This is a genomic window from Streptomyces similanensis (genome assembly GCF_039543625.1).
Lineage (GTDB): Bacteria > Actinomycetota > Actinomycetes > Streptomycetales > Streptomycetaceae > Streptomyces > Streptomyces similanensis.
The window spans coordinates 1-14474 of the sequence record NZ_BAABKC010000036.1 but is presented as its reverse complement, the minus strand read 5'-3'; the positions used below and the strand labels follow the sequence as shown (position 1 = coordinate 14474).

Annotated in this window: 4 protein-coding genes; 3 read left to right on the top strand and 1 reads right to left on the bottom strand. The window is 75.7% G+C overall.

What is annotated here, in order from left to right; all coding sequences use genetic code 11:
* Positions 1-26: 26 nt before the first annotated feature.
* A complete protein-coding gene (locus ABEB07_RS11230) occupies positions 27-914 on the top strand; it encodes an ROK family protein (protein ID WP_345668148.1) in 888 nt (295 codons plus the stop codon).
* Positions 915-1342: 428 nt separating this feature from the next.
* Here the strand turns inward: ABEB07_RS11230 and ABEB07_RS11225 are convergent, their stop codons facing one another.
* Entirely contained in the window at positions 1343-2380 is a 1038-nt protein-coding gene (locus ABEB07_RS11225) for a 3-dehydroquinate synthase family protein (RefSeq protein ID WP_345668146.1), read from the bottom strand.
* 368 nt (positions 2381-2748) lie between these two features.
* Between ABEB07_RS11225 and ABEB07_RS11220 the strand changes: the two genes are divergently transcribed.
* Together ABEB07_RS11220 and ABEB07_RS11215 are read left to right on the top strand one after the other, a co-directional pair.
* Positions 2749-12690: an SDR family NAD(P)-dependent oxidoreductase gene (locus ABEB07_RS11220; protein ID WP_345668145.1), complete on the top strand. Its 9942-nt coding sequence runs from the start codon at positions 2749-2751 to the stop codon at positions 12688-12690.
* A gap of 35 nt (positions 12691-12725) precedes the next feature.
* Positions 12726-14474: type I polyketide synthase (locus ABEB07_RS11215; protein ID WP_345668143.1), on the top strand; the 1749-nt coding region annotated here is incomplete at its 3' end.

Genomic DNA, 14474 nt, shown 5'->3' with positions numbered 1-14474 from the left:
CCATCCCTCACCACCTCGGCATCGACGTGGGCGGCAGCAAGGTCGCCCTGCGCGCGGAGCACGCGGACGGCACCGTACGCGAGGCCGGCTTCCGCTGGCCGCGTGCCGCGGAACGGCCCGCGTCCGCCGCGGCGGACCTGGACCTGCTCGCCCGGCACGTCCGGCGGCTGCGCGACGGCGCCCCGGGCGGGTTCGCGGGCGTCGGAGTGGCGATGCCCGCCACCCTCGACCCGGCGGGCGTCGTCACCGCCTGGCCCAACCGCCGGAGCTGGACCGGCCTCGATCTCGGCGGCGCGCTGCGCCGGATCGCGGGCACCACGGAGGTGGTCTGCGCCGACGACGGCGACGTCGCCGCGCTCGCCGAGGCACACGCGGCGGACCGTCCCGATCTGCTGTACCTCGGCGTCGGCACCGGCGTCGGCGGCGGGATCGTCCGCGGCGGCCGGCTGCTGCCCGGCCCCTCACGCGGCTCCTGCGAGATCGGCCACCTGATCGTGGACCGGTCCGCCGCACGCTGCGACTGCGGACGCCGCGGCTGTGTGCAGTCCGTCGCCTCCGGACCCGCCGTACTGCGCCGGGCCGCCCGCGCCCGCGGCGCCGAGGTGACCTTCGCCGAACTGGCGCGGGCCCTCGCCGACGGTGCCCCCTGGGCCGTCGACGCCGTACGCGAGGGCTGCGCGGCGCTGGCCGCGGCCGCCGTCGGGGTGAGCGAACTGCTGCGCCCGGCACTGGTCGTGGTCGGCGGCGGATTCGCCGGCGGCCTGCCCGGCTTCACCGCCATGGTCGCGGCGGAGGTGACGCGCCTGGGCCGCCCAGGGCACCCGCCGCCCCCGGTGGAACCCGCGCGCCTCGGCGGACTCTCCTCACTGCACGGGGCGATCCTGCTGGCCAAGGGCCCCCCACCGGAGAACTGAGCCCGGTCGGATCGCGGCGGCGGCGTCCCCGCCGACCGCCCGCCGCTCACCGCCCGCCGCGGTGGCACCGCGACCGACGCGGTGCCACCGCGGCGGGCGGAGTCTCCCGTCCGGGCCGCGCCGAGTCGCCGTCCGGGGCGGGCGGAGTCTCTTGTCCGTGCCGCGCGGAGTCTCTTGTCCGTGCCGCGCGGCGTCCCCTGTCCGGGCCCGCGCGGAGTCTCTTGTCCGTGCCGCGCGGCGTCCCCTGTCCGGGCCCGCGCGGCGTCCCCCGTCCGGGCCCGCGCGGCGTCCCCCGTCCGGGCCCGCGCGGAGTCTCCCGCCCGGGCTGCGCGGACTCGACGTCCGGGCTGCGGGCCGCGCGGACTCGACGTCCGGGCCGGGCGGACTCGACGTCCGGGCCGGCGGGGGCACTGTGCGCGGGCCGCTGCTCAGGCCGTCGCGCGCGGCATCTCCGCCAGCGTCCGCGCGACGACGGCCGCCGGCAGATCCCGTACCAGCTCCGCGCCGTCCGTGCCGTCCAGCACGAAGGTCAGCCCCGACGTCGCCTTCTTGTCCAGCCGCATCAGCTCGATCAGCCGGGCCGGTGCGACGCCCTCGGGAAGCTCGTGGGGCAGCCCGTAGTGGCGCACCACCTCCAGATGCTCCGCCGCCCGCCGTTCGTCGATCCGGTCCAGGGCCCGGGCGAGCCGCCCCGCGAACACGGTGCCGATCGCGACCGCCTCGCCGTGCCGCAGCCCGAAGTCCGTGGCCAGTTCCAGCGCGTGCCCCAGGGTGTGACCGTAGTTGAGCAGATGGCGCAGGCCGGTGTCACGCTCGTCGGCGGACACGATCCACGCCTTGCGCGCCACGCTCGCCGCGATCTGCTCCGGCAGCGGCAGCCCCCGCAGGTCGCCGGCGCCGATGAAGTGGCACCGGGCGATCTCCCCGTAGCCGTTGAGCATCTCCCGCTCCGGCAGGGTCTCCAGGTAGTCGGTGTCGCAGAGCACGGCGCTCGGCTGCCAGTAGGCGCCGATGAGGTTCTTGCCCTCGGGTGTGTTGACCGCCGTCTTGCCGCCCACACTGGCGTCCACCTGCGCCAGCAGCGAGGTCGGCAGATGCACCACGGGCACGCCGCGGTGGAAGAGCGCGGCGGCGAGTCCCACGACGTCCGTCGTGGTGCCGCCGCCGACGGAGACGACCACGTCGTCACGGGTCAGGCCGAAGCGCACGAACTCCCGGCACAGCGACTCGACGGCGCCGAGCGTCTTGTCCGGCTCGCCGTCACGGGCCCGGACGACCAGCGTGGGCACGCCGCAGTCGGGGATCCAGGAGTCCGGCCGGGCGGAGACCACCGCCGCGCGCCGCGCCCCCAGCCGCTCCACCGTCCCGGCCAGCGAGTGCCGCACCCCGGGCCCGATGTCGACCGGGTACGAACGCTCTCCGAGTTCCACCCGGATACGGGTGCGCCGGGATGCTGAATCCGTCATGTCCACGTGTGTCCCCTTTTCCCGTTTTCCCGTTTTTCCTGCCGTTTCGCCGTCGGGGAGAAATGCCGGGCGAGGGAATTGCGCTCCCCGGGCGCTCGCGGGAATGTGTCGACCGCTTATCACAGAAGTATTTCGGGCCGATGTCCGATAACCCGGCGGCCGTCCGTACGGCGGTGGAGCCTAATACCGGCGGTCCGCCGGTCCAAACAGGCGCTGATTAATTCTCGTCACTCCGCAAGTTAGGGCGGTGTAGGGGGGTGATGAGGGGGTGAGGACGAGCGCCGGACCAGAAGACTGTGGCCAGCAGGGCGAACCGTCTGCCGTTACGGGCCGCCCGTCTGCTGTCGCCCCGGAGGGATCACGACGACATGTTGCGCACGGAGCTGATCCGACCGCTTCCCGAGCTGCTGACCCAGCAGGCTCGGCGCTTCGGCGCCAAGGTCGCCTACAGGGACGCCCGACGGAGCGTGAGCTACGCCGACCTGGAGTTGCGGACCCGCCGACTGGCCGGGCACCTGGCGGAGTCGCGACTGCAACCGGGCGATCGTGCGGCCGTCTGCCTGGGCAACCGGGTCGAGATCGTCGAGAGCTACTACGCCATCACCCGGGCCGGCGCCATCGGCGTCCCGGTCAACCCGCGGAGCAGCGACGCGGAACTCGCCCACATCCTGGACGACAGCGGCGCCCGGCTGGTCATCACCGACCACCCGCACGTGGAACAGCTGCGGCGCCTGCTGCCGGAGCGCCCGCACCTGACGGTCGTCCTGGTCGGCGACGAGCCGGTGCCGCCGGGCTTCCTGGCCTACGAGTCGTTCGCCACCCGGGAACCCGCCACCCCGGCCCGTGACGACCTGGGCCTGGACGACCTGGCGTGGATGCTCTACACCTCCGGCACCACCGGCCGGCCCAAGGGCGTGCTCTCCACCCAGCGCAACTGCCTGTGGTCGGTGGCCGCCTGCTACGTGCCGGTGCCCGGACTCGGCCCCGAGGACCGCGTCGTCTGGCCGCTGCCCCTCTTCCACAGCCTCTCCCACATCGCCTGCGTGCTGGCCGTGGTGGCCGTGGGCGCCAGCGCCCGCATCGTCGACGGCCTGTCCGCCGAGGACGTGCTCACCGCGCTGGACGAGGAACGCGCCACCTTCCTGGCCGGCGTCCCCACCCTGCTGCACTACCTGCTCGACGCGGCACGCGACCGCGGCTTCACCGCGCCCGGACTGCGCGTCGCCCTGGTCGGCGGCGCGGTCACCACCGCCTCGCTGCGCCGATCGTTCGAGCGCGTCTTCGGCGTGCCCCTGATCGACGCCTACGGCTCCACCGAGACCTGCGGCTCCATCACCGTCAACTGGCCCTCCGGCGCCCGCGTCGAGGGCTCCTGCGGCCTGCCCGTGCTGGGCCTGGGAGTCCGCCTGGTGGACACCGGCACCGGCGAGGACGTCACCGACGGCCGGGAGGGCGAGGTGTGGGTACGCGGGCCGAGCGTCATGGCCGGCTACCACAACCAGCCCGAGGCCACCGCGGCCGCCTTCCACGACGGCTGGTACCGCACCGGGGACCTGGCCCGCCGCGACGAGGCCGGCTACTTCACCATCACCGGCCGCAAGAAGGAACTCATCATCCGCGCGGGGGAGAACATCCACCCCGGCGAGGTGGAGGAGGTCCTGCGCGCCGTGCCCGGCGTCGCCGACGTCGCCGTGGTCGGCAAACCGCACGACGTGCTGGGCGAGGTGCCGGTCGCGTTCATCGTCCCCGGGCCCCAAGGACCCGACACAGGACGGTTGTTCGCCGAATGCCGCGAGCGGCTCTCCTACTTCAAGGTGCCCGAGGAGCTGTACGAGATCGAGGCGATCCCGCGCACCGCCTCCGGCAAGATCATCCGGCACCGGCTGCTGGAGACGCCCGCCCGGCTGCGCGCCACCAGCAGCGGCCTGTACGACGCGCTGTTCCGCGTCGACTGGATACCCAGCTCCCTGCTCCCCCAGGGCGGAGCCCCGGACGAGCCGGACGGCTGGGCACTGGCGGGCTCCGACGCGCTCGGCCTGTCGGCCGCCCTGGCGGACACCGGCGTGCCCTGCGCGGTCCACACCGACCTCGCCGCCGCCCGCACCGCCCACGGCGGCCCCGGCGTCCTCCTCGTGGACCGCACCGCCTACGACTCCGCGGCGGGCATCGAGGAATTCGTCACCTCCCTCCACCACTGGCTGGCCGACGACCGCGACCCGGACGTCACACTCGTCGTCCTCACCCGGCGTGCCGTGGCCGCCGGCGACGGCGAGGACGTCAGGGACCCCGCGCACACCCCGCTGTGGGGCCTGGTCCGCGCGCTCCAGAGCACCCACCCGGGCCGGCTCGTGCTCGCCGACCTCGACACCGACGGCCTCGGCGACGACGGCGCCCGGCCCCTGGTCGCGGCCGTGCGGGGCGGTGAGCCTCAGTTCGCCGTCCGCTCCGGCGTCGTCCTGCTGCCGCGCCTCGCCCGCGTCTCCATGGACCGCGAGGAGCCGCCGCGCGCGCTGTTCGAGCCGGACGGGACGGTCCTGATCACCGGTGCCGCCACCGCCCAGGGCGCCGCGCTCGCCCGCCACCTCGTGACCGCCCACGACGCCCGCCACCTGCTGCTGGCCCACCAGCCCGGACAGGGCGACGAGAAGGTGCGGGCCCTGTGCGCCGAACTCGCCGGGAACGGCGCCCGCGCCACCGCCGCCGCGTGCGACCCGGCCGACCGCGCCGCGCTCGCCGCACTGCTGGCGGACGGCGACCGACCGCCGCTGACCGCCGTCGTGCACGCGGAGGAGATCACCGGAAGCGGTGCCGCGTCCGCGGCGGCGCACGCCCTGCACGACCTGACCGCCGACCGCGACCTGACCGCCTTCGTGCTGTGCGCCTCGCCCCTCGGCGTCCTGGGCGCCCCCGGCGCCGAGGACATCGCGGCCGAGAGCGCCGGGCTGGAGGCACTCGCCCACCACCGGCGCGCCCACGGGCTGCCCGCGCTGTCCCTGGCCTGGGGGCCCTGGCCGGACGGCGCGGCCCGCGGCGCCGTCCCCTTCGCGGCCGGTGAACTCACCGAGCAGCAGGCCCTGATGATGTTCGACGCCGCGCACGGCGCCGACGAGGCCGCGTTCGTCGTGATGCGCCTCGACAACGCCGCCCTGCTCGGCGGCCCGGTCCCCGCACCGCTGCGCGGACTGATCGACACCACCACCCGGCAGGCACCCGCCGGGACCCCGGAACTGCGCGGCCGCCTGGACAGTCTGCCCGCACCGGAGCGGGAGCCGACCCTGCTGCGACTCGTCCGCACCGAGGTCGCCGCGGTCATCGGCCGCACCGGCACCGAGGACGTCCCGGCCGACCGGGCCTTCAAGGAGCTGGGGTTCACCTCCGTCATGGCCGTCGCCCTGCGGGACCGGCTCGCCACCGCCACCGGACTGCGGCTCCCCGCCACCAGCGCCTTCGACCACCCCACCCCGGCCGCCCTGGCGCGGCGGCTGCTGGGCGAGGTCTACGGCGAGTTGGACGACGTACCGGCCCCGTCCGCCGCCGCGGTCCGCGACGAGCCGATCGCCATCGTCTCGATGGGCTGCCGGCTGCCGGGCGGCATCACGTCGCCCGAGGACCTGTGGCGACTGGTCGCCGACGGCGCCGACGGCCGCTCCCCGTTCCCGGCCGACCGGGGCTGGAATCTGGCGGAGCTGTACGACCCCGACCCCGACGCCGCCGGAACCTCCTACGTCACGGTGGGCGGCTTCCTCGACGACGTGGCCGGCTTCGACGCCGAGTTCTTCGGGATCTCCCCGCGCGAGGCGCTGGCCATGGACCCGCAGCAGCGGCTGCTCCTGGAGACGTCCTGGGAGACCCTGGAGCGCGCCGGCCTGGACGTGACCGCCCTGCGCGGCACGGACGTCGGGGTCTTCGCCGGCGTCATGTACCACGACTACACCACCCGGGCGCCGCGGCCCGCCAAGGAGATCGAGGGCTACCTCGGCGTCGGCGGCGCGGGCAGCGTCGCCTCCGGCCGGGTCTCCTACACCTTCGGCTTCGAGGGCCCCGCGGTGACGGTGGACACGGCGTGCTCCTCCTCCCTGGTCGCCCTGCACCTGGCCGCCCAGGCGCTCCGCGCCGGAGAGTGCTCCCTGGCGTTGGCCGGCGGTGTCGCGGTGATGGCGACGCCGGGCAGCTTCGTGGAGTTCTCGCGGCAGCGCGGCCTCGCCGCCGACGGACGCTGCAAGGCGTTCGCCGCCGCCGCGGACGGCACCAACTGGTCCGAGGGCGTGGGTCTGCTCCTGCTGGAGCGGCTGTCGGACGCCCGCCGCAACGGCCACGAGGTCCTCGCCGTCGTACGCGGCACCGCCGTGAACCAGGACGGCGCCTCCAACGGGCTGACCGCGCCCAACGGCCCCGCCCAGCAACGCGTCATCCGCCAGGCCCTCGCCAACGCCGGCCTGACCCCCGCCGACATCGACGCCGTCGAGGCGCACGGCACGGGGACCGCCCTCGGCGACCCCATCGAGGCACAGGCCCTGCTGGCCACCTACGGCCGGCAACGGCCCGCCGACGGCCACCCGCTGTGGCTCGGCTCCCTCAAGTCCAACATCGGCCACACCCAGGCCGCCGCCGGTGTGGCAGGCGTGATCAAGATGGTGCAGGCGATGCGCCACGGCGTACTGCCCAAGACCCTGCACGTCGACGCCCCGACGCCCGAGGTGGACTGGACCAGCGGCGCGGTCGAACTGCTCACCGAGGCGAGGAACTGGCCGGAGACCGGGCGCCCTCGCCGCGCCGGCGTGTCCTCCTTCGGCATCAGCGGCACCAACGCCCACGTCCTCCTCGAACAGCCCACCACTGAGCCCGACACGAGCCCCGCGGCGAACCCCACCGGGGGCACCGCCACGAGTTCGGCCGGGGTGCCTGCCGCGCAGCCTGCCGGGGTGCCTGTCGCGGGTTCGGCCGGGGTGCCTGCCGCGCATCCTGCCGGGGGACCTGTCGCGAGCCCGGCCGGGGCACCCGCCGGGATAACCGCGGTGCCTCCCGCCGGGGAACCGGTCGTGTCTCCCACCGGAACACCCGCCGCGCCCCCCGCCGGGGAAACCTCCCACTCAGCCGTCGGGGAATCCGCCGCGCGTCCCGCCGGGGAAGCCCCCCACTCAGCCGTCGGGGAATCCGCCGCGCGTCCCGCCGGGGAAGCCCCCCACTCCGCCGTTGCGGAATCCGCCGCGCGCCCCGCCGAGGAAACCCCCCACTCAGCCGTCGGGGGACCCGCCCCGCACCCCGCCGGGGAAACCCCCAACTCCGTCGGCGGGCTGCGGGGCACGCGGCCCGCCGACGGACCGGAGTCGCCGCACGCGCCGGAGCGCGCCCTGCCCGAAGGGCTCGTCCCGCTCGTCCTCTCCGCCAAGTCCCCGCAGGCCCTGCGGGCCCAGGCCGGGCGGGTCGCGGCCCTGCTCGACGCGCGGCCCGCACCCGCCCTGGCCGACGTCGCCCTCACCCTCAGCGGCCGCGCCGCCTTCGCGCACCGATCGGTCGTGGTCGCCGGCTCTCCGGAGGAGGCCCGCGGCGACCTGGCCGCGCTCGCCGCCGGTGACGGCACGACCGGCACCGCCACCGGCGGCGGGCTCGCCGTCGTCTTCTCCGGCCAGGGTGCGCAGCGGCCCGAAACCGGCCGCGAACTGTACGAGACCTTCCCGGTGTACGCCCGCGCCCTCGACGAGGTCTGCGCCGCGGTGGACCGCCGCCTCGACCGCCCGCTGCGCGAGGTCGTCCTCGCCCCGCCCGGCACCCCGGACGCCGCCCTGCTCGACCGGACCGCCTACACCCAGCCGGCCCTGTTCGCCGTGGGCGTGGCCCTCTACCGGCTGGTCGAGTCCTGGGGCGTGCGCCCCGACCTGGTCGCCGGACACTCCGTCGGGGAACTCGCCGCCGCCCACGTGGCGGGCGTGTGGTCCCTGGCGGACGCCGCGGAACTGGTCGCCGCCCGCGGCGCGATGATGCAGCGGCTGCCCGAGGGCGGCGCCATGATCGCCGTCCAGGCCACCGAGGACGAGGTCCGCGCCGAACTCACCGACGCGGTCGCCGTCGCCGCGCTCAACGGCCCCGACGCCGTGGTCCTCTCCGGTGACACGCGGGCCGTCCAGGCCGTGGCCGCCGCCTTCGCGGCCCGCGGCCGCAAGACCAAGCGGCTGCGCGTCTCGCACGCCTTCCACTCGCCGCGCATGGAGCCGATGCTCGGCGCGTTCCGGGAGGTCGCCGCCGGACTCGCCTTCCACACCCCCGCCCTGCCCGTCGTCTCCAACCTCACCGGCGCCCTCGCCGACCCCGCCGAGCTGTGCGCCCCCGAGTACTGGGTGCGCCACGCCCGCGGCACGGTCCGCTTCGCCGACGGCCTGCGCACCCTGCGCGAACAGGGCGTCAGCACCGTGCTCGAACTCGGTCCCGGAGGCGTACTGACCGCCATGGCACGGGACTGCCTGCCCGAGGACGTCGACTGCGTGCCCGCACTGCGCGACGGGAGGCCGGAGCCGAGGACGCTGCTCGCGGCCGTCGCCCGCGCGCACACCCGGGGCGCCCGCGTCGACTGGCCCGCCCTGTTCACCGGCAGCGGCGCCCGCCGCACCCCCGTACCGACCTACGCCTTCCAGCACCGGCGCTACTGGCTCGACGCCACCTCCCCCGGCGACCTGCGCGCCGCGGGCATCACCGCCTCCGGCCACCCGCTGCTCACCGCGGCCGTGGACCTGCCCGAGGCCGGTGCGGTCACCTTCACCGGACGCCTGTCCCAGGCCGACCGGCCGTGGCTCGCCGACCACGCGGTGGGCGGCACCGTCCTGCTGGCCGGCACGGCCCTGGTGGAGATGGCCGTCCGGGCCGGCGACGAGGTCGGCCACGGCACCGTCCGCGAACTCGTCCTGGACGCGCCCCTGGCGCTCCCCGCCGACGGCGCGGTCCGCGTCCGCGTCCACGTCGGCGCCCCCGACGAGCGCGGCGACCGCCCCGTCACCGTCCACTCCCGCCCCGACGGCGCCGACACCCCGTACACACGCCACGCGAGCGGGGTCCTGGCGCCGACGGACCCCGACGACGCGCCCGGCACCGACCAGGCCCCCTGGCCCCCCGCGAACGCCACGCCCGTACCCGTCACGGACTTCTACCGGGAACGCGCCGAGGCCGGCTACGAGTACGGCCCCGCCTTCCAGGGCCTGCGCGCGGCCTGGACCCTCGGCGACGAGATCCTCGCCGACGTCGTCCTGGCCGACGAACACCACGCCGAAGCCGACCGGTTCGGCCTGCACCCGGCCCTCTTCGACGCCGCGCTGCACCCCACCGCCCTGGGCGGCGTCGCCGAACCCGGCGACGGAAGGCGTCTGCTGCCCTTCGCGTGGAACGGCGTACGGCTGCACGCCTCGGGCGCCAAGGCCCTGCGGGTCCGGCTCACCCCGGCCGGGGAGAACGCGGTGTCCCTGCGCCTCACCGACGCCGCCGGAGCCCCGGTCGCCGACGTCGACTCCCTCGTCCTGCGCCCCGTCGCCGCCGAACGACTGCGCCCGGCCGCCGACACCGGACACGCGTCCCTGTTCCGCACGGAGTGGACGGCCCTGCCGGTCACGGCGCGCGCCGGCGGACTGGACGGCCTGCGCGTCCTCGACGCCACCGGCGACGGCACCACGGCCGAGGACGTGCGCGCACTCACCTCCCGCGTGCTGGGGGACCTCCAGGCATGGCTGGCCGAGCCCGGCGACGAGAGCGCACGGCTGCTGGTGGTCACCAGGGGCGCCGTCGCCGTCCGCGACGGCGAGAGCGTCACCGACCCGGCGGGCGCGGCGGTCTGGGGCCTGGTGCGCTCCGCCCAGTCCGAGAACCCCGACCGCGTCGTCCTCGCCGACGTCGACGGACACGACGCCTCCCGCGACGTCCTCACCGGCATCCCGGCGGCGGCTGCCGCCCTGGAGGAGACGCAGTTCGCGATACGCCACGGCGAGACGTCCGTACCCCGCCTCGTCCGCGCCACCGCCACCGGCCTGACGGTCCCCGACGGCGCCTGGCACCTGGACACCACCGGGCCCGGCACCCTGGAGAACCTGGCCCTCGTGCCGGACCCCGAGCCCGGCCCGCTCGGCCCCGGCCAGGTCCGCGTGGCCGTCCGCGCCGCCGGCCTCAACTTCCGCGACGTCATGATCGCCCTGGACATGTACCCGGGCCGGGCGGCGATCGGCGGCGAGGGCTCCGGCATCGTCCTGGCGACCGGCCCCGGCGTGACCGGCCTGTCGCCCGGCGACCGGGTCATGGGCCTGTTCCCCGGCGCGGCGATCGCCCCGGAGGCCGTGACCGACCACCGCAGACTGGTCCGGATCCCCGCCGGATGGACCTTCGCCCAGGCCGCCGCCGCCCCCATCGCGTTCCTCACCGCCCTCTACGGCCTGCGCGACCTGGCCGGCCTGCGGACCGGCGAGAGCGTCCTGATCCACGCCGCGGCCGGCGGCGTCGGCATGGCCGCCGTCCAGATAGCCCGTCACCTGGGCGCCGACGTCTACGGCACCGCCAGCGCCGGCAAACGGGACACCCTGCGCGCCCAGGGACTCGACGACGCGCACATCGCCGACTCCCGCACCACCGCCTTCGAACAGCACTTCCTGGACAGCACCGGCGGTCGCGGTGTGGACGTCGTCCTCGACGCGCTGACCGGCGCGTTCGTGGACGCCTCCCTGCGCCTGCTGCCGCGCGGCGGCCGCTTCCTGGAGATGGGCAAGACCGACGTCCGCGACGCCACCGAGACCGCCGAACGCTTCCCCGGCGTGGACTACCGGGCCTACGACCTCGCCGAGGCGGACGACGACCGGATCCGGGAGCTGCTCGACGAACTCGCCGGCCTCTTCGAGAGCGGCGACCTCACCCCGCTGCCCGTCACCGCGTGGGACGTACGGCAGGCCCCGGACGCCTTCCGGCACCTCAGCAGGGCACGCCACATCGGCAAGGCCGTACTGACCCTGCCGCACCGGCCCGACCCCGAGGGCACCGTCCTGATCACCGGCGGCACCGGCTCCCTCGGCGCACTCGTCGCCCGCCACCTCGTCACCGAACACGGCGTCCGCAACCTGCTGCTCGCCGGCAGGCGCGGCCCCGACGCACCCGGCGCCCGCGAGCTGGCCGCCGACCTCACCGCCCGCGGGGCGACCGTGACCGTCGCGGCCTGCGACGCCGCCGACCGCGACGCCCTGGCCCGGCTGCTGGACTCCGTCCCCGCGACGGCGCCCCTGACCGCCGTGGTGCACACCGCGGGCGTCATCGACGACGGAGTGCTCGGCGCGCTCACCCCCGAGCGGATGGCCACCGTCCTGCGGCCCAAGGCCGACGCCGCCCTGAACCTGCACGAGCTGACCCGCCACCTCGACCTCGCCGCCTGGGTGCTGTTCTCCTCGGCCGCCGGCGTCCTCGGCAACCCCGGGCAGGCCAACTACGCGGCGGCCAACTCCTTCCTCGACGGGCTCGCCCGCCTCCGCCACAGCGAGGGACTGCCCGCTGTGTCACTCGCCTGGGGCCTGTGGGCCCACGCCAGCGACATGACCGGCGCCCTCGCCGAGACCGACCTGCGGCGCACCGAACGCGACGGCATGCTCGGGCTGACGGCCGAGGAGGGCCTGGCCCTCCTCGACGCCGCCCTCACCGCCGGACAACCCGCCCTGGCGCCGGCCCGGCTCGACCCGAGCGTGCTCCGGGGCCGGGCCGCCACCGGCGGGCTCCCCCCGATGCTGCGCGCACTCGTCAGGACCCCCCGCCGCGCCGCCGCCACCGGCGCCGCCCCCGCGAGCACCCTCGCCGAACAACTCGCGGCACTTCCCGCGCACGAGAGGACCGCACGCGTCCTGGACGTGGTCCGCAAGGAGGCCGCGACCGTCCTGGGCCACGCCGACGCCTCACTCGTGCCGCCCGACCGCCCCTTCAAGGAGGCCGGGTTCGACTCGCTGACCGCGGTGGAACTGCGCAACCGCCTCGGCAGGGCCGCCGGCACCCGGCTGCCCTCGACGGCCGTGTTCGACTACCCGGCCCCCACCGTCCTCGCCGACTACCTGCTCAAGACCCTCGACCAGCGATCCGACCCCGTCGCGGCCAAACTCGACGCGCTGGAGACGGCGCTCGACGCCCTGCTGACCGAGGAACTGGCGCACTCCGGCATCCACTCCCGGCTCAGATTCCTCGGATCACGCCTCGAAGAGGCCGCCCTCGGCGGCGGCGCCACCGAGGGCACCGACCCGGCCGGACAGCTCGAAACCGCCACCGCCGACGACGTCTACGCCTTCATCGACAACGAACTCGGGCTCGGCTGACCCGCCACGCCGTCCGGAAGAGGGGAACAGGTTCCATGACCACCGACGAGAAGGCGCTCACCTACCTCAAGCGGGTCTCGGCCGAACTGCGGCAGACGCGGGAGAAGCTGCGCGAGGAACAGGGCCGGCGCACCGAACCCCTCGCCATCGTGGCCATGGGCTGCCGGCTGCCGGGCGGCGTGACCTCGCCCGAGGGACTGTGGCGGCTGGTGTCCGCGGGCGCCGACGCCGTCGGCGCCTTCCCGGCGGACCGCGGCTGGGACCTCGACGCCCTCTACGACCCCGACCCGGACGCGTCCGGCAAGTCCTACGTCCGCGAAGGCGGCTTCCTCGACGACGTGGCCGGTTTCGACGCGCCCTTCTTCGAGATCTCCCCGCGCGAGGCGCTGGCGATGGACCCGCAGCAGCGGCTGCTCCTGGAGACCTCCTGGGAGACCCTGGAACGCGCCGGGATCGATCCCGCCACGCTCAAGGGCGAGAGCGTCGGCGTCTTCACCGGCGTCGCCGGACAGGAGTACGCCCCCCGCATGGGCACCGGATCCCAGGAGACGGAGGGCTACGTCCTCACCGGCGGCGCGGGCAGCGTGGTCTCCGGCCGCGTCGCCTACACCCTCGGCCTGGAGGGCCCCGCGGTGACGGTGGACACCGCCTGCTCCTCGTCCCTGGTGGCGATCCACCTCGCCGCACAGGCACTGCGCTCCGGAGAGTGCTCGCTCGCGCTCGCCGCCGGCGTGGCCGTGATGTCGACCCCGGGCGCCTTCGTGGAGTTCTCCCGCCAGCGCGGCCTGTCCGTCGACGGACGCTGCAAGGCGTTCGCCGCCGCTGCGGACGGCACCGCCTGGGCCGAGGGCGTGGGGGTGCTGCTGCTGGAGCGGTTGTCGGACGCCCGCCGCAACGGTCGTGAGGTTCTCGCGGTGGTGCGGGGCAGCGCGGTGAACCAGGACGGGGCGTCCAATGGTCTGACCGCGCCCAATGGCCCCTCGCAGCAGCGTGTGATCCGGCAGGCGTTGGAGAACGCCCGGTTGTCGGCCGCGGAGGTGGACGTGGTGGAGGCGCATGGTACGGGTACGGCGTTGGGTGATCCGATCGAGGCGCAGGCGTTGTTGGCCACGTACGGCCGTGGGCGTGCGGAGGGGTCGCCGTTGTGGCTGGGGTCGTTGAAGTCGAACATCGGTCATGCGCAGGCGGCTGCGGGTGTGGCGGGTGTGATCAAGATGGTGGAGGCGATGCGGCACGGTGTGCTGCCCAGGACGTTGCACGTGGACGCTCCGACTCCTGAGGTGGACTGGTCGTCGGGCGGGGTGGAGCTGCTGACGGAGGCGCGGGAGTGGCCCGAGCGGGACGCGCCGCGGCGCGCCGGAGTGTCCTCCTTCGGCATCAGCGGCACCAACGCCCACATCATCCTGGAGCAGGCCCGGCCCGCCGAGCCCCCCGAGACGCCCGCCGCGGCCCGCACCGCCCCCGGCGGCGTCGTCCCGCTCGTCCTGTCCGGCAAGACCCCCGACGCCCTGCGCGCCCGGGCGGCCTCCCTCGCCGACCACCTCCGCACCCACCCCGGCACCCCGCTGCACGACGTCGCCCTGTCGCTGCTGACCACCCGGACCCCCTTCCCGCACCGCGCGGCCGTGGTCGCCGGCACCGGCACGGAAGCGGTGGAGCGCCTGGCGGCCCTCGCCGTCGCGCCCGACACCGCGCCCCGAGTCCGCGCCGAGGAAGTCGTGTTCGTGTTTCCGGGGCAGGGGGCGCAGTGGGTGGGGATGGCGTCGGGGTTGTTGGCGGAGTCG